We start from the raw sequence: 22,422 nt of genomic DNA, 5'->3' as shown, positions 1-22,422 counted from the left end.
AGTGCGATCGTCCATTAACTCAGTTCCAAAAGTTGGCTCAAAAACTCAATAAAATTTGCCAAAGCAGGAACCTGCTGTTGCGTCTGTTTGCTCACCCAATTATCACGAGCAATACTTACCGTATTAGTAAGTCCCGGTTTGAGAACACTGACAACAGTAGCAACTAAAGCTTTGTCCCCATTAAAATTTTTCAAATTTAAAGATTTCTTTTCTACCTCCGAAAACTTATCTAGATACGAACGGGCTCTCTCCATGTAAGCGGGATAAGCTATCTCTCCGCAACTGCAAATCAAAGTATCAAGCACACCTTGTGAAGTATTATCTGGCAACACATAAATTCCTGTTCTGGGGATATTGATGTCGTCTACAACACCTGCTTGGTTGGGAAAATTAGGAAAGTATTCTCGGAAGCAATTACTATATTTTACAACAACTTGAGCGGGATTCGACTTGTCACAATCAGCAACTATGCCAAATGCCGCCAAGTCTGTTTGATACTCAGGATTGGCGGATAAAATATCATTTAAGTTAGTAACAAGGTTGCTTCCTTCACCTGCATAAATTGCGACTGAGATAGTATCATTAAACAGAATAGAAGGCATATCAAGACGTTTGTACAAGCTTCCTTGTTTGGGATACTTAGGAATAAATTTGTGCCAGAATTTATCGAATTTACTCTCCAATTCTTTTGACATATCCAATCTTGTCGACTTATCCAAGTTATCCCACTCTTCCTTAAAATCTTTAAAACCCAAAAGCTTGAGAACCTTGCCAACAAATGCCTGATCGTGCGGGCCTTCTACTCCAATAATGGCATATCTCACGCGCGAACCTCCAGACCTAAATCCTCCCGCAATCTGTGCAGTCTTTCCCGTTCAAGTCTGATTGCTTTAGTTTGTGACTCCTTTTTTTCCAAACGATAAAGAACTAAATCTGTCTCGGAATCGCTAGCATCCAACATCGCATCAATTGCTTCTAAACTGTGCGTAGTTGCAAATAACTGCACGTCCAATCGCTGACACCAATCCACAATCCAAGCAAAGGAACTGCCAAGTGCGACCGTATGAATGGCTGTTTCTATCTCGTCAATGAGTAAAACTCCACCTTGAACTTTTACCAGTGTTAAAGCAATGAATAGCAAACGCCGCACTCCATCACCAAAAGCACTTAACGGCGAAATACCTACACGTTTGTGATCGATATAGAGACTAGGACGTTTGCCAGTTGGCGACAAAATTACTAAATCAGTAATTTCTGCATCCATCTGTTGAAGTAATTTTATTACTTCGGGCTTCATACCCCACAAAATAACTTCTGATAGTAAGTTAATTTGTAACTGTTCTATCCGGTGAGAGAACGGTGTAACTGTATCAATTGGTAGTACCGCCGTCGAGCGGTTTTTTCTGTTAACAAAACGCTGATTTTCCCAAATCTCAAATTTTACTGATAATTCTTCTAGGTCATAAATTGTTGCTACTTTGAGTTCTAACTCAGCACCTCGCAGAATATTGTCAAATTCTATTTCGTCAATTTCTAGTTGAGATTCTGAGCTATTTTCTGCCTCGCCTAATTCCGAAACTCCTTCAAACTCTCGGTAAATTGCTCTCAATTCTGTTACAGGAAAATCGCCATTACTTGAAACATAAGTTTCTCCTTCGTAGACATGGACATGAGAGATTTCACTGTTTTGAGGAAACAGCCATCTAAGAGCATCTAGCTGGGGTTTACGGGAAGATTTAATCTCTCTTCGCCACGATGTGTTCAGCCATTCCAGCGGATCTAAGGGGCGACAATAGGTTGATATCGCCTCTAAAACGCTGGTTTTACCTGAGTTATTCCCACCAACCAATATGTTGATTTGACCCAAGTCCTGCAAGTTCAAATCTCGCAGGCCTCGGAACCTATGAATGGTTAAATTGTCAAGGTGTTTCATAATTATGACTTAGGCATTTCAACGTAATTCTGAGATGCTTCCCTTCTCTCAGCATGACACATAGGCTTTGCCTAAGTCCCGATCGCCTTATGACTTGGGCGTATAAGTCGATCGCACTTGCAACTCCTTCAACTGCTTCTCATCCACCCCAGCCGGCGCATTCGTCAGCAAACAACCCGCCTGCTGCGTCTTCGGAAACGCAATCACATCGCGAATCGATTCCTCACCAGCCAACAGCATCACCAACCGATCCAAACCGTAAGCAATGCCTCCGTGGGGCGGAGTTCCATACTCAAACGCATCCAACAAAAAGCCAAACTTATTGTAAGCTTCCTCAGTCGATAAGCCGATCGCCTCAAACACCTTTTCCTGAACTTCCCGCTGATAAATCCGCAGAGAACCGCCGCCGATTTCTGTACCGTTTAACACCAAATCGTAAGCTTGAGCTCTCGCAGTTTTCAAATGGTTAATATCGTCAGGATGCGGCGCAGTAAACGGGTGATGCAATGCTTCCAAACGCTTCTCGTCAGCGTTCCATTCAAACATCGGGAAATCTGTCACCCACAGCAGATTCATCTTGTCTTTGTCAATCAATCCCAATTCGTTACCGACAAACAAACGCAATCTATCCAAAGTCTTATTGACAGTTGTCACATCAGCCGCTGCGAATAACAACAAATGACCTGGTTGCGCGCCCGTGCGATCGAGCAATTCCTGTTTTTGTGCTTCCGTCAAATTATCCTTAATAGCGCCGATCGTATCAATTTCGCCGTTATCCCGCACGCGAATGTAAGCCAATCCCTTCGCACCGGCTTCGCTGGCTTCCCTAAACAAATCGCCACCCGGTTTAATCCGCACGTTAGAAATCGCATCATTCCCGCCCGGAATCGGCAAAACTTTCACAATTCCGCCCGCAGCAACCGCCCCGGAAAATACTTTAAATCCCGAATCTTTCATCAAATCGGAAACATCGACTAATTCCATACCGAAGCGAGTGTCTGGTTTGTCGCTACCATAGCGATCCATTGCTTCCGCGTAAGTCAAGCGCGGAAAAGGACGAGGCACTTCTACGCCTTTGACACTTTGGAAAATCTGGGAGACTAAACCTTCGTTTAATTCGAGAATTTCTTCTAAAGACATGAAACTCATTTCCATGTCTAATTGTGTGAATTCCGGCTGTCTGTCGGCGCGCAAATCTTCATCGCGGAAACAGCGGGCAATTTGATAATATCTGTCCAAACCCGAAACCATTAACAATTGTTTGAACAACTGCGGCGACTGCGGCAAAGCGTACCACTCGCCCAAATTGACGCGGCTGGGCACTAAATAATCTCTCGCACCTTCAGGAGTCGATCGCGTTAAAATCGGTGTTTCAACTTCAATAAAACCTCCCACATCTTCCAGGTGGCGGCGCATAGCTTTGACAACTTGGTGGCGAAGCTGCAAATTGCGACTCATACGATCGCGCCGCAAGTCCAAATAGCGATATTTCAGCCGCAAATCTTCCCGCACACTTTCATTTTCCGCCGTCGCCACCTGAAAGGGTAACTGTTTGCGAACCGCATTTAACAACTCAATTTCGTCAGCGTAAATTTCTACTTCACCCGTAGGCAATTTTGGGTTGAGGGAATCTGCGGGGCGGCTGGTGACTCGCCCGGTAATTTTAAGCACGTATTCGCTGCGTAAAGCCTCAGCCCCGTGATAGGAGTCGGGGGTGCGTTCAGGATCGCTGACAATTTGCACGATACCCGATCGATCGCGCACATCCAGAAAAATCACCCCGCCATGATCGCGGCGGCGATCCACCCAGCCGTAAAGGGTGACAGTCTCTCCGATGTGTTCGCTTCGCAGTTCGCCGCAGTAGTAACTTCTCATAATTGGGGGTTGTGGACTAAAAATAAAGCTTTTTAATTATGCAGTATGCCTGAAACTTCTGCTGAATGCAAATGCACGCACGATCGCCATTAGCTTTGGAATTAATTCCAAAGCTAACTACCCTAACAACCCGCTGGGAGTTCCAAACCCCCGGCTGGCCCTTCTAGGAATCTGGGTGATCGCTGTGAGACTTGTCAAAAAACGCCGTCAGCGCGTTCCATGCAGACTTAGCCGCATCCGTCAAGCGAGTGCCGATCGACTCAATTTGCTTCACAATAAGGTGCCAATTCTTTTCAGCTTCCGTGTGAATGTGGTCAACAGCTTGTTCGATGCGATCGCGTTCAATCAATTTATTTTGTTCCACCGCTTCTCGGGCTTGTCGCACTGCTTTCAAATAAGCTTCGCGACTGACTTCGCCGGCATCTTGCACCTGCGCTTGCGCCCGCGTTTTAATCGCATCTACCACCAGCCAATTTTTCTCAGTTTCTTGTTTAATCAGCCTGACTGCTTCTGTGAATCTCTCGTGGGCGAGATCCTTATTTTCTTCGATCGCCCCGGAGGCCTTATTGACAGCTTTTAAATAAGCTTCGCGGGTGAGTTCGCCCGCTGCTTGCACTTCGGCGGTGGCGCGTTTTTTAATTGCTTCAAACAGCGCCGCAGTTTCTGCGATCGCCTCATCAGTCGCGTCGGGCATCTCGTGTTTGACGAGCTCCGTCGTTTCGAGAGTTGCCTCTAAAATTGGTTCCTCGGTTACTTTTGGATCTGTCATATCAATCTTCTCCTGTGGTAGTAAACATTTTCCAAAAATCTCACAGTCCCTGGATGCAGACTTTGTAGGTGTAGCGCCAGATGGAATTGTGGTCTTTTATACAGACTTTGTACGTGTAGCGCCAGAAGGAATTCTGGCATTTAATAAGAACTAGGCAATTTTTGTTCCAGCTTTATCAACTTTTGTATCCGCGCTTACCTAGTTGGAATGACCTCAGTTCTATTACATTATATCTACCAAAGTTGCTCTCGTGTGTAGGATACCGCCAAGTTGCAGGTACGGTTTAGCGCACTTTAATTTGTGATAAGTCTCTATACCTAAAAAAACACACACAAATAAACTTGGTTTCTCAACACAATAAAACTGGCAAATTTAATACTTTCAATTTTCCAACTGCAAATCTTCGCTTTCGTCCGTATATAACAAGTGGTGACATCTTTGAGCGTGCAGTAAAGATTGAGGAAATTCGTACTGAGAGAAGAGGATATGTTCGAGCGCAACTTTCATTTGATTGGCGCAGATATGTGGAGGCACTTTGCCCATTCCCGTACCCATGCCGGGAATAGCGATAGTTTCAATGATATGTTTGACTGGCGTTCCATCTGGGACTGAGCCAAATTTTACGAGAGTCAAAATAGCGCGGGTTGCTAGATAAACATTTACTGTTTCTCTTAAAACTGTGGGAACGCGCATAATTGGTGCAGCTATTAAATAGGGAATTTCAGCATGATCGGTGTCTACAATTTCTGCCATTCCTACTAAGAGTTCGCCGTGATGTCGAGCCTGAATTAGTTTTTGCAAGCGTTCAAGAACCTGCCCTCCAAAATATTCCGAAATTTCTAGCTCTAAGCCGTCGTCCATGAAACCAAAACTATTCCCCGGACTAACAATAGCATCGCATTTCACATCAAATATTGAACCGTGATGTATCTTTACATTTTCCATACTGCCGCAAGTGCTTTCCCACGCTCTAACTAAACCATCGTCTAAGGTAGCCAGCACAATTTGCATAAATACTCTCTCTTATTTTTAATTGCGAACAGCTAGAGCGATCGCCAATTTAATCCTACAATACTTTACATAAGTCCGCTGAATCTCAAATCAATCTCTATATCAAGTAGCAAATATTTAATAGCTGTATGCTGCAATACCCGAATCTTCGCCACCCGATCGCAATTAGTTTAGGTGCCGTTGCCGGCGCTTTGAGCCGGTATTATATCACCTTGTGGTTTGCCAGCCGTTTCGGTACGGCTTTTCCCTACGGAACTTTTTTTATTAACATCACTGGTTGCTTAGCTATGGGATTTTTTATTACGCTCGCTTTTGAACGAGTGCCGACTATTCCGTCGGAAATGCGATTAATGGTAGCAACGGGCTTTTTGGGTGCTTATACTACTTTTTCAACTTACGGTTTAGAGACGAATGTCTTGTGGCGCGATCGATCTTACAGCTTCGCCGCATTTTACTGGGCAGGCAGTGCCATACTAGGAGTAATTGCAGTTCAGTTAGGCATCATTTTAGCGCGATTGGGCAAATAAATAAAATCGGTTTATGCAAATAATACCAGTTTAAAAAAAGAATACAACTGTAGGCAAACTCTCCACCCATACAGCATCAGTCAGTCGATTTTAGCTCAGGATTGTGGACAATACCTACGATATTTTTTGATCGCACACACCATTAAACTAATACAGGGAAAGCTTTTAACGGGGTTGCTACCCTCTCAGGTTTAGGTGTGGTGAAGTTTACTGCATCGTGTTTTCCGGCTGACGGGGTAAAGTCTTCAAGCTGTTTCCCTATCTTGTTTTCAGTTTACTCTTTCTCGGTTGAACCCACGTTTAATAAATAATGCTTATGGCGCTCCGATATAGCTGTTCTCAAAAGAACGGTTGAGGATTTAAACAGCGTTTGGTGCGTTTATGCTCGTACATTAGTTTGTCAGCCTTTGCTAGCAACTGTTCTAATAAAACTTCATTATTTAAATCTCCAAACTCCACACCAAGACTTATTGATATATAAGCTCGCTCGGAGTGTTGATTAAAGCGATCTATATTTTCTTGCAGCCGAGCCTGGAAATTAATAGATGAATCCCCAGAAAAGTTAGGAATAAATAAAGCAAATTCATCTCCGCCCAGTCGAGCCACAATATCCGCCTCACGAAAGGTTTGCTTCAATATTTGAGCGGCGTCAACGATTACTCTGTCTCCCATTTCGTGTCCTAAAGTGTCGTTAATCTTTTTCAAACCATCTAGGTCAGCGAACAAAATAAAATAGGATGTTTGCGTGCGTCGAGCAATTTTTAGTTGTTGATCGGCTAGTAAAAAGAAGCCTCGTCGGTTATATAATCCAGTTAATTCATCGGTCACGGATAGCTGCCTTACTTCGGCTTCTGCCCTCAGACGTTCTTGGATTTCGTGTTCTAAACGTTGATTTTGTTCCAGCAGTTGTTGGCGTTGCTGCTGGATGAGTAATTGATTTTTTACTCGCATCAGCACTTCCTGCTCTTGAAAGGGTTTGGTAATATAGTCTACGCCACCCAGTTCAAAGGCTCGTACCTTGTTTTCCAGTCGTTCGAGCGCACTGATAAAAATAACCGGTATCTGATCACTCGCTTCCGATGCTTTTAACTTTTGGCAGACTTCGTACCCATTCATCTCTGGCATATTGATGTCAAGTAAAATCAGACTCGGTGGGTCGCGATGAACACCTTGGAGTGCCATTCTCCCGTTGAGGGCTTTACGCACAATATAGCCCTGTGACTCTAGAATTTTGGCTAACAAGCGCAGATTGTCTGGGGTATCATCCACGATGAGAATATTCGTTTGGGCCACAAGTTTGAATAGATCTGTCATGTTCTTATTCCTAAATCTGGGTGAGAGTTGCGATCGCTTCAAGCTGAAAGTTATCGACCAGAGATGTCATCGCCGCGATGAAATCTCGTTTCTCCTTGGGAATTTGAGCGATAAGTTCATAAAGCTTATTATCACTAAGATCTAATGCTGCTTCATGAACTTCTGCAATCCACTGGGTGGGCATGGTTTTCAAGTCTGGAATAAATATCTTTGGTGGCGAAGCTGATAAATCTCGCGGAACTTTTTCGGCGTAGCAGTAGCGCACACCCAAGTGATGAGCTATTTTGTCGAAAAGTGTGTCTTCAGTAAACGGCTTGGCAATGTAGTCATCGCAACCGATTTGCAGGCTGGCGATACGATCGTCTTCAAAAGCATAGGCAGTGAGGGCAATGATGCGTGTAATTTGTCTGTTGTCCTGTGACATTTGCCCTGAGTTATCTGCTGATGACTCATGACTAATGACTAATGACTGTTGTGCTCGAATCTGTCTCGTCGCTTCATAACCATCCATGACAGGCATTTGAATGTCCATCAAAATCAGGTCAGGGTGCCATGTTTGCCAACGAGCGAGCGCCTCTACCCCATTTTCCACCGCACACACATCAAACCCAACTGACTCCAGCAGTGTCACCAGCAGTTGCCGATTTTCTGGAACGTCTTCTACTACTAGAATTCGGTAGATAGGTTGCCCAGGTTCGATCCTGATAACCCGAGCGCTAATTTCAGGTTCCTCTAAATCAACGGACTCTGGTAGTTCCAAAACGACTTGGCAGGTAAAAGTCGAGCCTCGATTGAGGGTGCTTTGCACAGTGATATCGCCTCCCATCAGACGCGCAAACTCACGACTGATAGACAGTCCTAAACCTGTTCCTCGATCGTTGCGACCGCGATTGGTTTGCATGAAAGCGTCAAAAATTGATTCTAAATCTGAGGGAGAAATGCCAGGTCCGGTATCCTCAACTTCGAGACACAGGGTAATAGTTGGTTTAATATCCGGTGGATTAGTGGCGCGATCGCAATTTGTACTCGATGGCATATCATCTGATGAAAAAGCTCGTCCGCGCAGGGCTATGGTTCCTGTTGTTGTAAATTTGAGCGCGTTCCCCAGCAGATTAATCAAGATTTGGCGAAGTTTTGCTTGATCGCCACAGACATAACGCGGGACAGTAGCATCCCACTCGCTGCTCAGATGTAACCCTTTCTCAGGCGCTTTGATGGTGAACATCTCGTTAATAGAACCTAGCAGCCGATGCAGATTAAAACAGCTTTTACTCAGTACCAATTGCCCTGCTTCAATCCTAGACATTTGCAAAACATCGTCGATCAATGTCAGCAGGTGTTCTCCACTACGGGTAATGATCCCTAAATGCTCTTGAAATTCTTCTGGGATATAGGGGCTGCGGTTCATAAGCTGGGTAAATCCCAGAATGGCGTTGAGTGGGGTTCTGAGCTCGTGGCTCATGTTGGCCAGGAACTGGGTTTTGGCACGGTTGGCTATAGCTGCCCTTTCTGCAGCGTGTTCTAGGGCAGCTTGCGAAAATTCTAACACCGCCAGCATGAGGATATGTCTCATTTCGGCTGCAGCTTCTAACTCTGCAATTTGCCACGGATAAGACATTTCCCGCACTGTCTCTTGCCACAGTTCAAAGGATTTGCGGGGACACAGGTGCATTTTTCCAATTTCGTCGATCGACACAGCATCCTGTGGATTACCTGCCCAGTTTATGGTTTGAATTTGTTCCGGTCGGAACCAAAGGATATGGTATGACTTTTGTTTGGCGTAGCAGAGGAAGATTGAGATTGCTAAAACACCGCTAGCTCGCTCTTTGAATTGCTTGGCTTGGGGATACAACTGAGACAAAGAAGCTGTTGCAAACACTCGTTCTTTGTTGTGTTGCAGCAACCATTGCACGAGTTCGTCAACCTCAGCTTCAGATGGTGTTTGACCCACCAATGTCAGACGACCATCGAGCAGAATTGCAGCTCCCTGAGCATGAACTAAATCTAGCAATTGAGAAGCATTTTCGGTCAATACCTGTTCGATAAAATTAGACTCTCGCCGGAATGCCTGCTGAAGTTTATCCTGAATAGTTTTAGCCTGCGATCGGTAAACGTTCAATTCTCGCTCTTGCTGATGCACCAGTTCGATCGAGGCAAATTGTCCTAAAAATTCACAGCTTTTGCGAGTTTCGTAATCTACCAATCGCGGACTGTAATGGTGACAGGCAATTAATCCCCAGAGGCGCCGATCGTCAATTAACGAAATCGTCAGTGTCCCAGCCACTCCCATATTCTGTAAATATTCAATGTGGTAGGGAGATACTCCCCTTAACACACAAGCACTGAGATCCTGGGGTGTATTGGTTAGGGGATGGTTGGTGGGAATTAGGGGGGCAGGGGTGTAATTGATATTGGGAATTTGGCGCACCCAATTGCTGTAAAACAATTTGCGGGCGGGTACGGGAATATCGATCGCCGGGTAATGCAATCCCAGGTAGCTTTCTAGATAGCTTTCTTTCTCTTCAGCAATCACCACCCCATGGTCATCGGCTTCAAAGCGATAAATCATCACGCGATCGAATCCGGTCATGGCTTTTACTTCTCTAGCAATGGTTTGAGCTAAATCAGAAAGACCGAACGCACTGCGAAAGTTGAGGATAACTGTTTGCAGACGCTGATAAAAATCCATTGAATGATTATTTTCAATAGTCAATTGGGGTTCTAGTTCCAGAATTAACTCATCTGGTTGCTGATGCAGTGTGCTTCTAAATGTTTGAATTTGACCGTCTTTTAGAGGTATTTTCAGCTCAAAACTATTATTAATTTTGAGCTTTTCTTGATTGAGATACCTAACAATTTCTTGTACTTGCTCGTGACCAAATAACCATGGCAATGGCTGACCTAGCAATTCGGCGACAGAAATGCCAAAAAACACTTCTACATTGTCACTTACTTGTAAAATATTGAGGCTTTTTTCTTGCAGCAATAAAACTATTCCGTGGGGCTGAATATGACCGGGAGCATAAACTGATTCTTCACTGCATTCCTCTAGATTTGTTAAATCGAAAGGATTAATTGGGGAATTTCTGGGTATTTTATGAGGCATTTTAGAGAGTAATTATCAATAAAAATTAAGGAGTTTTGGGGCAGACTTTGCCAACAATTAAATTTAATTGTTCAGGGCAGATTCCTAATTGCGTAGTCCTAAGCAAACGTTTAACTACACAACAGTTTATAAATCCAAGGGAGGAATTACACTTGGGAAATTACCTTGAATTAGATTAAGGATTTTCTCAAATTGATACTGGTTGGCGAGTTCAGTCAGATGAGTACCGAATTGAGCGAGGTCTGATGAAAGTTGAGCTACCAGTTCAACGATCGCAACATCATCCCCACATAAAGCAGCATCTTCCAACTCAACCACCCATTCTTTTGGTAATGTCGCCAGAAGCGTTGGATCGAGGGAATCTGAAACGGAAGAGGCAACAGAACAGAAGTAAGAAGGAAAACAATCTGTTCCCCGTTCCCCTATTTCAGTTTCCTCTTCCTCATATACATACTCTAAACCTAGGTATTCCGCCATCTTAAGAAATAGGGTCTGTTCCCGGAAGGGCTTGCTGATGTAGTCGTTGCAGCCAGCAGCTAAGGCGAGGGCGCGATCGCTCTGGGAAGCCTGGGCCGTAAGTGCAATAATGATACTGTTCTGTCCGTCTTCCATTGCCCGAATTTGCTTCGTAGCCTCGTATCCATCTAACACGGGCATCCGAATGTCCATCCAGGTTAGGTCGGGTTGCCATTGTTGCCAAATCTGCACAGCTTGCTGTCCGTTGGTAGCTTCTTTTACCTCTAATCCTAATTGTGTCAGTAATCTGACCATTAGCAAGCGATTTTCTGCTTGATCGTCAACCACCAAAATGCGATGATCCCCTTGACTGGGAGCCAGCCCAATCACGAGGCGATTATTCTCTTCGGGTGTAACATTAACTCCACTGATGGGGCTGACGGGAAGGGTAAAGGTGAAGCTACTCCCCTCTCCCAGAGTGCTGCTGACAGAAATTTCTCCGCCCATGAGTTCCAACAATTTGCGGCTAATGGTTAGACCTAGCCCAGTACCGCCGGTCAATCGCTTCCCAGCTTGGGCTTGCACAAACGCATCGAAGATGGTGTCGAGTTCGACCGATGCAATCCCTAAACCCGTGTCAGCCACTACAAACTGGAGAATCGGCCGAGTTGTGCTTAATGCCCCTGTACCGTCCGCCTCAATACTAACTTGCAAAGTAATGCTTCCCCGATCGGTAAATTTGATGGCATTACTCAGCAGATTGAGCAAAACCTGGCGCAGTTTTTGAGCATCGACAAGCATAAATTGGGGAACTTCTGGCGCAATCTCGAAACAAAGGTCAAGTCCTTTAGAACTTGCTCGTTCCGCCAACATATTTCGGAGGGAATGCAGCAGCGCAATTAAATCTAATCCGCTGTGTTCAACTGTGCAGTGTCCCGATTCAATTTTCGAGAGATCCAGCACATCGTTAATCAAACTCAAGAGGTGATCGCCACTGCGACGAATTGTTTGCAGGTCTTCTTTTTGGTTGGGAGTTAGGGAGGAGTCATGGGTCATTACCTGAGCAAATCCTAGAATCACGTTGAGGGGAGTGCGTAATTCGTGGCTCATATTGGCTAGGAAGGTACTTTTTGCCAAGTTCGCTGCTTCTGCGGCTTCCATTGCGTGCTGCAGTGCCAGTTCTTTTTGTTTGCGATCGCTGATGTCTTTGTGCGTTCCAATCATCCGTAAAGGCTTACCATCTTCATCGTAGGCAACGACTTTCGCGTAGTTAGCGACCCACTTCCAGTCACCTGACTTGCAACGCACACGGTAGTCAAAGGCATATTTGAGAGAGCTATCTGGCAAGTTACTATTGAGATCCTCAAAAACCCAGAATTTATCATCAGGGTGAATCATCTGTTCCCAGACGTTCACATCCATCACCAACTCACCGGGCTTGTAGCCCAGCATCTCCTGGTAGTAGGAATTAATGTAAACTTCTCCAGTTTCAATTTTCCAATCCCATAGTCCATCTCCAGAGGCTTCTAGTGCCAGCATTAAGCGTTCCTCACTCAGTTGTAAAGCGGTTTCCGCTTGATGTTGTCGCGTCACATCGATCGCCACACCACCTACTAGCATTTGCCCAGGTAAGTCGGGGATGAGAAATTTGTAAACCAGAAACTCACCCAGGGTTCCATCTCGACGGGGCGCAATCTCAATCGTTTCAATTAGCTCATTGGTTTGAGCAACCGTTTGGATATTGTCTAGATATTGTTGGGCGAAGGCGGCGGGGTAAAGTTCAAAAATGGATTTTCCAATCACATCGTCAGTGGGTAACTTAAAGGTATTGAGATAAGTCTGGCTGGCATAGAGCATTACACCATTTTCATCGGTAATCCAGGCAGGGGCTGGGCTGTGATTCATGAAGGCTTGGAAGCGAGTTTCACTCTCTCGCAGTGCCTGTTCTGCTTGTTGGCGTTCCGCTTCGTTGCGTTTGCGATCGCTAATATCCCGGCAGATACAGAAGTTCATCATCTCATCTTGTAATTCCACCCGGTTCCAGCTAATTTCCACGTCATATACAGAACCATCCTTGCGGCGATGTCGCGTTTCAAACAGCGGAATAACCTCCTCTCTCTGGAGCATAAGTTGTAGTTCTTCCCTCGTCCATTCAGCATCCCAATCAAACACACTCAGATTCATGGTTTGTTCTAGCGTGTAGCCCAGCATTTGAGCAAAACTGGGACTAGCTTCGACAACTTTTCCGACCCAATCCATGACAACAACACCGTCCATGGAAGTGTTGAAGAAGGCTTTACTCCGCAGGAGTTCCTGTTCTAGTGCAAGTTCGGCTTTTTTGCGATCGCTAATATCTTTCATGAAGCAGTAATGCCCCAAAAATTGATCCTGTTCGTCGTAAGTTGAAATCATCACCAATTGCTTATAAAAAACAGAACCGTCTTTACGAACCCCTTTGGTTTCCAGTTCAACTCTGCCCTCTTGCACCATCAGCCAATAGGCTGCAACCAGTTTTTCCAACTCATCGGGATATACGGTTTTTTCCCAGCACATCCCGATCATTTCTTCTGGCTGATAGCCTGTCACGTCAGAATATGCTTTATTGACATAGAGGTAACGTCCTTGAGTGTCTATTTTGGAAATCCCCGACAGCGCATTTTTCATCACCTCACTCATTTCTCTAAGCTCTGCTTCTGCGTGTTTGCGATCGGTGATATCTTCTGAAAAACAAATTAGGTACTGGGACTGATGCTGTTCGTCGTAAATGGGAATCTTCACAGTATGCAGCCAACGTTTGCCCAGACTATGACTTTCAATGAGTTCTTCAGGAATATCCTCAGTCTTACCTTTTTCAAAAGCTTCTCTATCCTTTTGATCAAAAAAGATAGCCTGTTCTATTGGAAAAAAATCATAGCCACTTTTGCCGATCGCTTGTTCGGCTGAGATGCCAAATAACAGTTCGCTGGTTTTATTCCAAAACTGAAATCTGCCAAATCGTTTAGGCTCTGCGTCCTTAACAAAAATTGCAATCGGTAGATGATCCAACAGTGCTTGTAAGAAATTGCGAGTTTTTTGGATTTCCAGCTCTACTTTTTTGCGCTTGCTAATATCAATAAACGTAACTACAACTTGTGTGATATGACCGTTTTGATCGAACTCCGGGTAGGCATTAAGTAATACCCAAACACAACTATCAATTTCTTTTTTAATTCCTACAACATAATTTTTGAGGGAACTTCCACTGGATAAAACCTGATTTACCGGATATTCCTCTAGGGGCATAACGCTGCCATCTTCCCGCACAAAATGCCAGGCCGGAGATATCGCAGTTTTTCCCAGCATTTGATCCATTGAAAGCCCTAGTAATTCACAGGCCGTTTCATTACATAATTGGATGCTGGTATCTGTCGCATGAATCACAAAACCCGCATTTAAGTTATCGATCAATTGCCGATATCTGGCTTCGCTTACCTGTAAAGCAACTTCAGCTTGCTTGCGCTCCGTAATGTCGGTGTGAGAGCCAGCCATCCGAATTACGTTACCTGCATCATCCCACAGTGCCTGACCGCGATCCAAAATCCATTTGTAGGAACCATCTTTGCAGCGAACGCGATGTTCTGTGATATAAAAAGGAGTTTTCTTGGCAAAATGGTCTTGAACGGCTTGCATTACCCGTCCCAAATCATCGGGATGTAGCAGATTCGCCCATTTGTCTATAATGTTTTGGATTTCATGGTCTTCATAGTCCAGCATTTCCTTCCAGCGACTAGAAAAGAAGACCTCATTGGTTTGAACATTCCAATCCCAAATGCCGTCATTATTCCCGCGTACAGACAGTTCCCAGCGTTCTTCACTTTCACGTAGTGCTGCTTCTGCTTGTTTGCTGTCAGCAATATTCCGGGCAATCTTTGAGGCTCCAATTATATTTCCTGCTGGGTCTTTAATGGGGGAGACACTCATCGAGACATCGATTAATGTTCCATCTTTCCTCAGCCTCTTTGTATCGTAGTGTTTGATGCGTTGTCCTCGCTGGATTTTGGTGAGAATTTCGTTTTCCTCATCTCGATAGTCTGCGGGAATCAATTTTCTCCCTGATTGCCCTACTATTTCTGCCGCTGTATAACCAAAAATTGTTTCGGCTCCTACATTCCAACTGGTAACTACACCCTCTAAGTCTTTACTGAGAATGGCATCTTCCGAAGATTCAACGATGGCAGCTAGTTGAGCGATCGCAATTTCTGCCTGTTGTCGCTGGTGAATTTCCCATTGCAACTGGCGATTGGCTTTTTTGAATTTATCGACTTTGCAATAACTAACTTGTGCGAGATACATGACCCACATAAGCAGCCCAACTAAAACTAAGCCCCCAATTAATACAAGTCTAGGCCAATAAAACTTGACTCTTTCTACTAAATCTAAATTTGGATAAACATCGATTTTCCAGTCTACACCATAGGCTTTCACTACAACTGTTTTATGATCTGAATTTTGAGAAAAAGACTCTTGACCGTAGAGCCAAGTTGTGCCATCATAGATAGCCACATTGTATCCTGGTGACACTTTTAAAATACTTTCAAATAGAGTCTGAAACTGAACAACTCCGACAATCAACCCATCAAAACGTTCACCTACAAACAAAGGAAAACTTGCTAAAAATCCTTGACCCCCTTGAACAAGTGAAATATTGCGACTTAAGATAGGTTGACGCAAATCACGAGCTACTTGCAAAGTGATTTTGCGACGCAGTTCCCGATTAAAATCTAGGTTTTGCGCTGCCTCATTCCCAGCCAGTGGCACAACCCATCGCACTTTAAATGACGGATCGACTAATGCGATCGCCTGATAACCGTAAAAATCCTTTACATAAGCCTCAGCATCGGCTTCCCAAAGAGCCTTTGGTGTTCCGCCATTGGCTTGCCAGCGATTCGCCATTTGCCGAAGTGTCAACACCCGAATGGATAGTCCTTCGGTCAGTTGTGACTGAATCGCATTGGCTTCCTGCTGAATTAACTGCTCGATGTGAATTTGTCCGTTGATGGTTAGCTGTTGCCACGTAAATAAAACAGCAAGAGAGGCCACCACACCAAGCAAAAGAGGTAGCAATCGTTTAAGTGGTGTTTGGTCTAAACTTATAATTACTTTGCGTCGAGGGATTACCATAAATTAAGCGATATATGAATAGAACGGTCTTCAATTTTTTGGGCTATACTTGGGTAATTTAATGATGCAATAAAACTAAGTTTTGAGCCGGAAAACCAGTTAGCGATAAGGCACTCTCTAAACTTTATACCCCCTAAGTTGACTGTTAAATTCCATCGGTAAAGAATGTTTTTCCTGAACCCCTAGCCCTTTAACTAGATTTATAGATGGCGATGAGCAACATCTGTTCAGATTGTAAATAGGTATTGTTTGCCAACATTGGCGACAAAACCAGTAGATTTGATGCTCGCGAACGTGACGCAGCATTTAATTCGAGCAGCAGGGACAGTGTGTCATCAAGACCTCTTTTTTAACTAAAGGGTATTTCACTCTTGTTACAAAGTGCTGTAAGCTCGCTTGAAGCAACCATAACAATACCCTAGAGAAAAAAAATAAAGATTTGGTAAAGAATATAAAATGGTTAAGGAAAAGATACAAGTTTAAACATTCCGTAATGAAATTCAGATTGCAGAGAATTTTTATCCCACAATACGCACCTTGGAATGTCCCATCTGGTTTGTTATAATTCTACACTATTCAGATGCAGCTTTTGAGATCCATTCCTACATAAAATAATTTTCCTGTTCCCTGTTCCTTGATTTGATCGGAGAGTCTAAATCCCGGCCCTACACATTTGGCAGTTTGAACAGGAACATAGCGGGAGTCAGGGGATTCGCTATGACTGCTGGCCAATAATATTGACAGTTTTAATTAATTGTTGACTATACCAAGATAATAAGTTGTCAAACCAATTCTTGCCCAAAACTTCTTTATGTGTATAACCCGTGACGCGGCAGAAAAAAGGATTGACGTAGCCCCCGAAAATTAATTTTAAACGGTGCTGGTTGAAGTTAGCCGATCGCACAACCCAAAACTCCCCAATAGCCCAAAATACAAGCACCCAAATATATTGACAATATTGTTTTTTTGCGTATCATATTAAAAACCTGTACCATATCTATTCGGATGCCGAACGAATGAACTCAATGCCAACCAATAAAAACCTCAAACTCGCAGCATTTACAGCCATATTTTCGATATTATTTCCCGCAGCTTTACCTACAATTGCCTCAGCCCAGACAGCACTGGCAGAAATTCGGCAAACCGGCATTCTCAAAGTTGGTATCAGAAAAGATGCCCCTCCCTTCGGCTACTTAGAAGGTGAAAAATGGCAAGGAGTTTGCATGGAAGGCTTAGATATTTTCCGAGCTAACTTAGAAAAAAAATTAAATCGCTCCATCCGCTTAGAAAAACTAGAAACTGATCTCAACGAATCAGCAGAGAAAGGGCGCTTTCGCAGCGTAGCCAATATTCTGTTATACCGGAGCAGCCTTTAACTTGCATTTCTTACAGCATGATATTGCCAGCAAGTGACACTGAATGGAAAGAAACAGTCAATAATTATATTCGCAATCAAAGTTCGACGAACCTGTTGGAAAAAGTGCTCGGCCGCCATTCTCCTTTCCTACCGATGAGTGTCGCCGATCAAGATAAATGTATTTGAACCCAAATCGGGCAAGATGCTGGGCGCGCACCAGAAAAATAGGGGTCAGGTGTGGATCTTGTCAGGGCAAGTCTGATCACTGCAACCAGTGGCGTCAATAGGCTCTAAACTGGATTCAGGAAGGCGCGCAGCACAGGTTTAGGAGGGTCATCAGTGACAGAAAAAAATTATCAATCGTCTTCTCTACCCACTTACGCGCGAAAGGAACTGCGGGAATTAGTTCGATCGCAGTTAAGGGCCCTGTTGGAAGAAGGAGACTTTAAAGGAGCAAAAGCGATTTTGCACCCGGTGCAGGAAGCAGACATAGCTGAAGCTATCGAAGGCCTGCCAGAAACCATGCAAGTAATAGCTTTCCGCTTGCTTTCCAAAGACGAAGCGATCGCAGTTTACGAATATCTCGACTCCAGCGTTCAGCAGTCCCTCTGCGAAAAATTCAAGCGCCAAGAAGTCATTGATATTGTAGACAAAATGTCCCCGGACGATCGAGCTAAACTCTTTGACGAACTCCCGGCAATATTAGTCCGTCGCCTGTTGGGTGAACTGAGCCCGACGGAACGAGAAGCAACGGCCCAACTTTTGGGTTACGAAGCCAGTACCGCCGGTCGGATCATGACCCCGGAATATATTTCTCTCAAAGAAAGTTTTACCGTCGCCCAAGCTTTAGACCGAATTCGCTCTTTGGCTAGAACTACCGAAACAATTTATTCTCTTTACGTCACCGACGCCGGACGCAGCTTGACTGGCATTTTATCCCTACGGGATTTAGTAACTTCCCCCCTCGACAAAACTGTCGGCGAAATTATGACCCGCGACGTAGTTTCTGTTCAAACAGGAACGGATCAAGAAGAAGTAGCTAGGCTGATCCAGCGTTACGATTTTTTAGCTGTGCCCGTTGTAGACCGCGAACAGCGGCTGGTCGGCATCATTACAGTTGACGATGCGATCGACATTTTAGAACAAGAAGCAGCCAAAGATATTTATACCTTGGGTGGCGTCCAGTCCGGCGGCGACAATTATTTTCAGACCGATTTAATCACTGTTGCCCGGAAAAGGGTGGTGTGGCTGTTTGTTCTGCTTTTAACTAATACTGTCACCGGCGCAATTATTAGAGCTCAAGAAGATATTTTGAACCAAGTAGTTGCCCTAGCAGCCTTTATTCCCCTGCTGACTGGCACTGGAGGCAATGTCGGAGCTCAGTCCTCAACTGTTGTAATTCGCGGTTTGAACACTGATGAAATTACAGCAATGGGCCCGTTTCAAGTAATTGTTCGCGAGGGGATGGCGGGAGCGCTGCTAGGAGCTATATTGGGGACTGTAGCGACGGGCTGGGCTTATACTCTGCAAGGGAGTTTAGCAGTGGCACTCGCCGTGGGAGTGAGTTTGTTTGCGATCGCAATTTTAGCTTCTATTGCCGGTTCAGCTCTGCCGTTTCTATTTCGTTCTTTGGGTTTAGACCCCGCTTTAATGTCTGCTCCCTTTATTACCACCGCAGTTGATGTCCTCGGGGTCTTAATTTATTTCACTTTAGCTAGACTAATTTTGCAGCTTTAATATATTTAATTAGATGGCTGTGAATAAAAAACTTAATCTGTTTTTGACCACTGCTAAATTCGGGGTCTACGTGCGATTACATACCGGATATCTGCCGTCGCGCGTACTTTATTTTTATCCGCATACTTGCACCAGTTGAAAAAAAGAATGCCACTATAGACCCGTGATATAAACTCCGAGCTTCCTCAGTCATTCCACATCTAAAATCTAAAATCTAAAATCTAAAATGGTATTAGCCTATGTCATCATCCAATTCACCCACCAAAATCCAAAATCCCAAGTCGAGCAATTTGTTAGAAACTGCTGAAGTGGTTTTTATTGCTGCCTCAGCAGTGGGATTGGCTGCTAGTTTGGTTTGGGGGCAGAGCGTTTATGCTCAAGTGCCTATAGTGATTTCGTTGGTGTTGAATTTTGTGAACCGGCAGAAGCTGCACAAGCAAGTTAAAACAAGTGCGGCGGCCACGTTCGATCGCGTAAATCAACAAGCAGCTACTACCGATCGCGCGATCGAGGAATTGCAACTTGCTGTAAATGCTTTAGACGAAGCTCTTTCTCAAACATCTCGCGAAAATCTCAATGTTGCGCCTGGAGAAAACGTACACTCTCTAATTTCAGCAATTGAGAACCTGCGCCAGCGACTAATAATTTTAGAAAAAACTATTAAAATGATTCAAAGCGAGATCGAACTCACCAGCCGCCAATTCAAACAGCGACCCGAGTTGCAACAAGTCGAAACTTTGACAACAATAATTCTGGACTTGCAGCAGTTTATCAACGAACTGCCACAGTGGGGCAGTTTGCAGCAGCGGCAGCTAACAGAACTTCAGCAAAAAGTAGACACTGCTTTGGCTGATCTCTCAGAAGAAATTGCTGTGATTCCCAACCGCGTGCAAGAGGCGCTAGCTAGTCGCGGTGGGGAAATTAACCCACAGTTTGGTTCGGGTTTGAATGTCGCTCAAAAGAATGGTTATCGACCTAAAACCCAGAATGAGAAAATTCGCCAGAAATATCCCAGAGCTTATGTCAAGTGGAGTCAGGATGAAGACGAAAATTTGAAGAAAGAATATGCTAGCGGTCAACAAATTGACGAATTAGCTCAGAGATTTCAGCGACAGCCTAGTGCGATTCGTTCGCGATTACAAAAATTAGGGTTAATCGAATAATGGTAATTGGTAATTGGTAATTTGTAACCACAGAAAACAGACAACAGTCAACTGACAACTGACAAATAACAAAGCGATCGCCCTTTTTTTTCAAAAGAGCGATCGCTTTGTGTCTGTATTCAGTACCGGCTGCCAACAGCGGGCCACTAACATTACATCTCAAGGCTTTTTAGCCTTGGTCTACCTCATTTTAGAAATCTTGGGGTAACAAAGAACTTAAACGCTCCAACAAAGGATCGGAATTCCGAGGAGGAGCAACCTCAGCGTCAGACACTACATTATCATCCGCCACAGACTCAGACTCAATGGGGTCAGGCTCTACTACTTTTGAAACTGGGGCAAAAGAAACTTGAGCAAACTTACTGTTAACACTCCCCTGCAATTGATCCAACTGCGCGCTGAGTTGAGTCAGGTGATGTTCCAGTCCCTCCAAACGGCTTAATTCCTCTGCCGAAACATTGTGCTCAAACTCAGCAAATTTGACCACAAGTTCAGCAATACGCTGTTCCAACCGCTGAAAGCTCTGTGTAGAGCTAGCAGACTCAGATACAGACAAAAACTGCCACAAAGCTTGCTTGCAGAGATTGCTGAAAGTCTGATACTTCGTGAAAGCCAACTCTTTTTCAATAGCGGCCAGCAAAGTTTGATCCGCAGCATCTTCCGTAAACGCCACCGAGAAATTCGCCTTATTTTTTGCCCACAGTGCCATAGGGTTCAAGCCTTAATGCGTTACTTAATCGTGGCTAGCTGAGCCTCAGCATAAATAAACTGTCCCAAAGCATTAGCTTTCCGGGAAGGCTGAGCCAAGTGAGCCTTAAGATTGGCGTCTTTAAGCAAAGGTTGCAACACCTCCCAGAAAAACTCGCCGCCCCCGCCAGTCAGAACCACATCCGTCACACGTTCCGGCAGCCACTGCACCAAACGTTCGGACAGTTCGTTAGCGAAAGCCTCTCGCAAATCCTTAATAATCGGATCTAAATTAGTCGGCTTAGTCGCTCCTCTCGGACGGTAGAAACGCTGGCCTTCCGGTTTATTCACCGCTTCCAGTAAAGACAGAGATTGAGGGTCTGCTCCCGGAATCTTTGAGGCAACTTGTTCGTAGAACTTGTTCATGGCGAAGGAATCGCTCTTAGAAGCTGCCCGGGCGAACCGGAAACGATCGACCATTAACAAATCGGTAGTTTGGTGTCCGATATCAACAACCGCCACCGACAGTTCCGGCAACTCCGGCGTAAACTCCTTGTTATCTTGAGCCTCGCACCAAATCAGGCTGCCGAACCCTTCCGGCATCACCCAAACGTGACTGATATTAATATCCACACGCTCGCCCCGGTACACCACAACGTGGGGAGAGCGCAGTTGGCTGATAATCTCTTCCTTTTCCTTCTCAAACTGATCCTGCGAATAAAACGGCAAACCCAGCACAACTGCTATTTCACCCTTCATCTGGAAATATCCAGCACAGGAAAAGACCTTAACCAAAGCATCTACTACTTTCGACTGGTCAGCGCCACCGAGATTAGCGCCAAAATCTGCCGCCAATTGACCTATAGCGTAACCCTTGCCCTGGTACTCCAGCCACATATCCAACAGAGGGTCTGTTGCTTTGGACTCAAAGCTGCCACCCCGCACCTTTTCCACGGGCATAGTAGCCACGTTGGCAGGGATGAAAACAACGCTACTCGGGTTGCGACTCACGCAAGCTTTAGTTGCCGTCCGACCCAAATCAGCACTAATAATCGATTTGTTAGAAGCGACTTTAGTCTGCTGGGTCAGCATAGCCGAATTAGGAACAAGCTGTCTAGTTGTCATTGAAATGTGTTACCTCACTGAGCCTCACCATTATCATGCCTTATCCCTTGACACTGCCACGCTTAAAGACAGTGGGTGAAAGCGACGATTCTTCTAACTCTACCTAGATCGGTATCGAAATCAGCACCAAACATTATATTCGGGACGATCGCCCTTACCGTAACTAACCTAACTTTTTCTGGAGCCATAGTCCTCAAAGCTC

At 44.7% G+C, this 22,422-nt stretch carries 16 protein-coding genes; 5 read left to right on the top strand and 11 right to left on the bottom strand.

Going from position 1 to position 22,422, the window contains the following annotated elements; translation table 11 throughout:
* Positions 1–14: 14 nt before the first annotated feature.
* From QUB25_RS04345 to QUB25_RS04325, 5 genes are all read right to left on the bottom strand, one after another.
* The gene (locus tag QUB25_RS04345) at positions 15–824 is read right to left on the bottom strand and encodes a DUF3226 domain-containing protein (RefSeq protein ID WP_333182135.1); all 810 of its coding nucleotides are present in this window, start codon (positions 822–824) and stop codon (positions 15–17) included.
* Positions 821–1,933, bottom strand: coding sequence for an AAA family ATPase (locus QUB25_RS04340; RefSeq protein ID WP_333182134.1), 1,113 nt, complete (start codon positions 1,931–1,933; stop codon positions 821–823). The genes QUB25_RS04345 and QUB25_RS04340 overlap by 4 nt, the downstream gene beginning before the upstream one ends.
* An 87-nt stretch (positions 1,934–2,020) precedes the next feature.
* Positions 2,021–3,808 (bottom strand): aspartate--tRNA ligase, encoded by a 1,788-nt coding sequence (gene aspS / locus QUB25_RS04335; protein ID WP_333182133.1) that lies wholly within the window; start codon positions 3,806–3,808, stop codon positions 2,021–2,023.
* 163 nt (positions 3,809–3,971) lie between these two features.
* Positions 3,972–4,577, bottom strand: a complete 606-nt coding sequence (locus QUB25_RS04330; RefSeq protein WP_333182132.1) for a hypothetical protein — start codon at positions 4,575–4,577, stop codon at positions 3,972–3,974.
* 381 nt (positions 4,578–4,958) lie between these two features.
* A complete protein-coding gene (locus tag QUB25_RS04325) occupies positions 4,959–5,588 on the bottom strand; it encodes a macro domain-containing protein (protein ID WP_333182131.1) in 630 nt (209 codons plus the stop codon).
* Between the two features lie 128 nt (positions 5,589–5,716).
* Between QUB25_RS04325 and crcB the strand changes: the two genes are divergently transcribed.
* Positions 5,717–6,115 carry a fluoride efflux transporter CrcB gene (crcB, locus tag QUB25_RS04320; RefSeq protein WP_333182130.1) on the top strand — a complete coding sequence of 133 codons (399 nt, stop codon included), beginning with the start codon at positions 5,717–5,719 and terminating at the stop codon, positions 6,113–6,115.
* 339 nt (positions 6,116–6,454) lie between these two features.
* Here the strand turns inward: crcB and QUB25_RS04315 are convergent, their stop codons facing one another.
* The 4 genes from QUB25_RS04315 to QUB25_RS04300 form a co-directional block, all read right to left on the bottom strand.
* Positions 6,455–7,429, bottom strand: coding sequence for a diguanylate cyclase (locus QUB25_RS04315; RefSeq protein ID WP_333041958.1), 975 nt, complete (start codon positions 7,427–7,429; stop codon positions 6,455–6,457).
* Positions 7,430–7,439: 10 nt separating this feature from the next.
* Entirely contained in the window at positions 7,440–10,535 is a 3,096-nt protein-coding gene (locus QUB25_RS04310; protein WP_333182129.1) for a response regulator, read from the bottom strand.
* Between the two features lie 126 nt (positions 10,536–10,661).
* Positions 10,662–16,151, bottom strand: a complete 5,490-nt coding sequence (locus QUB25_RS04305; RefSeq protein WP_333182128.1) for a PAS domain S-box protein — start codon at positions 16,149–16,151, stop codon at positions 10,662–10,664.
* 715 nt (positions 16,152–16,866) lie between these two features.
* Entirely contained in the window at positions 16,867–17,091 is a 225-nt protein-coding gene (locus tag QUB25_RS04300; RefSeq protein WP_333182127.1) for a PAS domain S-box protein, read from the bottom strand.
* A gap of 85 nt (positions 17,092–17,176) precedes the next feature.
* Between QUB25_RS04300 and QUB25_RS04295 the strand changes: the two genes are divergently transcribed.
* The 4 genes from QUB25_RS04295 to QUB25_RS04280 all read left to right on the top strand — a co-directional run bounded on the left by QUB25_RS04295 (position 17,177) and on the right by QUB25_RS04280 (position 20,408).
* Positions 17,177–17,527, top strand: a complete 351-nt coding sequence (locus QUB25_RS04295; protein WP_333182126.1) for a hypothetical protein — start codon at positions 17,177–17,179, stop codon at positions 17,525–17,527.
* A gap of 17 nt (positions 17,528–17,544) precedes the next feature.
* The gene (locus QUB25_RS04290) at positions 17,545–17,694 is read left to right on the top strand and encodes a hypothetical protein (RefSeq protein ID WP_333182125.1); all 150 of its coding nucleotides are present in this window, start codon (positions 17,545–17,547) and stop codon (positions 17,692–17,694) included.
* Between the two features lie 153 nt (positions 17,695–17,847).
* The gene (mgtE, locus tag QUB25_RS04285) at positions 17,848–19,245 is read left to right on the top strand and encodes a magnesium transporter (protein ID WP_333041966.1); all 1,398 of its coding nucleotides are present in this window, start codon (positions 17,848–17,850) and stop codon (positions 19,243–19,245) included.
* Positions 19,246–19,484: 239 nt separating this feature from the next.
* On the top strand, positions 19,485–20,408 hold the full coding sequence (locus QUB25_RS04280) for a hypothetical protein (protein ID WP_333182124.1): 924 nt from the start codon (positions 19,485–19,487) through the stop codon (positions 20,406–20,408).
* Between the two features lie 190 nt (positions 20,409–20,598).
* On the opposite strand, the gene QUB25_RS04275 is transcribed toward QUB25_RS04280, so the two are convergent.
* Both QUB25_RS04275 and QUB25_RS04270 read right to left on the bottom strand, forming a co-directional pair.
* Positions 20,599–21,117: a hypothetical protein gene (locus QUB25_RS04275; RefSeq protein WP_333041970.1), complete on the bottom strand. Its 519-nt coding sequence runs from the start codon at positions 21,115–21,117 to the stop codon at positions 20,599–20,601.
* Positions 21,118–21,137: 20 nt separating this feature from the next.
* Complete coding sequence (locus tag QUB25_RS04270) at positions 21,138–22,220, bottom strand: ParM/StbA family protein (RefSeq protein WP_333041971.1); 1,083 nt, start codon at positions 22,218–22,220, stop codon at positions 21,138–21,140.
* Positions 22,221–22,422: the final 202 nt, after the last annotated feature.

It is taken from the genome of Microcoleus sp. B3-D7 (genome assembly GCF_036705305.1).
Lineage (GTDB): Bacteria > Cyanobacteriota > Cyanobacteriia > Cyanobacteriales > Microcoleaceae > Microcoleus.
The sequence above is the reverse complement of the archived record's forward strand: the minus strand, read 5'-3'. Positions and strand labels throughout refer to the sequence as shown.

Coding starts and splice junctions, on each gene's coding strand:
- QUB25_RS04340 (WP_333182134.1), bottom strand. CDS start 1,933: ATGAAACACCTTGACAATTTAACCATTCATAGGTTCCGAGGCCTGCGA.
- aspS (WP_333182133.1), bottom strand. CDS start 3,808: ATGAGAAGTTACTACTGCGGCGAACTGCGAAGCGAACACATCGGAGAG.
- QUB25_RS04330 (WP_333182132.1), bottom strand. CDS start 4,577: ATGACAGATCCAAAAGTAACCGAGGAACCAATTTTAGAGGCAACTCTC.
- QUB25_RS04325 (WP_333182131.1), bottom strand. CDS start 5,588: ATGCAAATTGTGCTGGCTACCTTAGACGATGGTTTAGTTAGAGCGTGG.
- crcB (WP_333182130.1), top strand. CDS start 5,717: ATGCTGCAATACCCGAATCTTCGCCACCCGATCGCAATTAGTTTAGGT.
- QUB25_RS04315 (WP_333041958.1), bottom strand. CDS start 7,429: ATGACAGATCTATTCAAACTTGTGGCCCAAACGAATATTCTCATCGTG.
- QUB25_RS04310 (WP_333182129.1), bottom strand. CDS start 10,535: ATGCCTCATAAAATACCCAGAAATTCCCCAATTAATCCTTTCGATTTA.
- QUB25_RS04305 (WP_333182128.1), bottom strand. CDS start 16,151: ATGGTAATCCCTCGACGCAAAGTAATTATAAGTTTAGACCAAACACCA.
- QUB25_RS04295 (WP_333182126.1), top strand. CDS start 17,177: ATGCCAACCAATAAAAACCTCAAACTCGCAGCATTTACAGCCATATTT.
- QUB25_RS04290 (WP_333182125.1), top strand. CDS start 17,545: ATGATATTGCCAGCAAGTGACACTGAATGGAAAGAAACAGTCAATAAT.
- QUB25_RS04280 (WP_333182124.1), top strand. CDS start 19,485: ATGTCATCATCCAATTCACCCACCAAAATCCAAAATCCCAAGTCGAGC.
- QUB25_RS04275 (WP_333041970.1), bottom strand. CDS start 21,117: ATGGCACTGTGGGCAAAAAATAAGGCGAATTTCTCGGTGGCGTTTACG.
- QUB25_RS04270 (WP_333041971.1), bottom strand. CDS start 22,220: ATGACAACTAGACAGCTTGTTCCTAATTCGGCTATGCTGACCCAGCAG.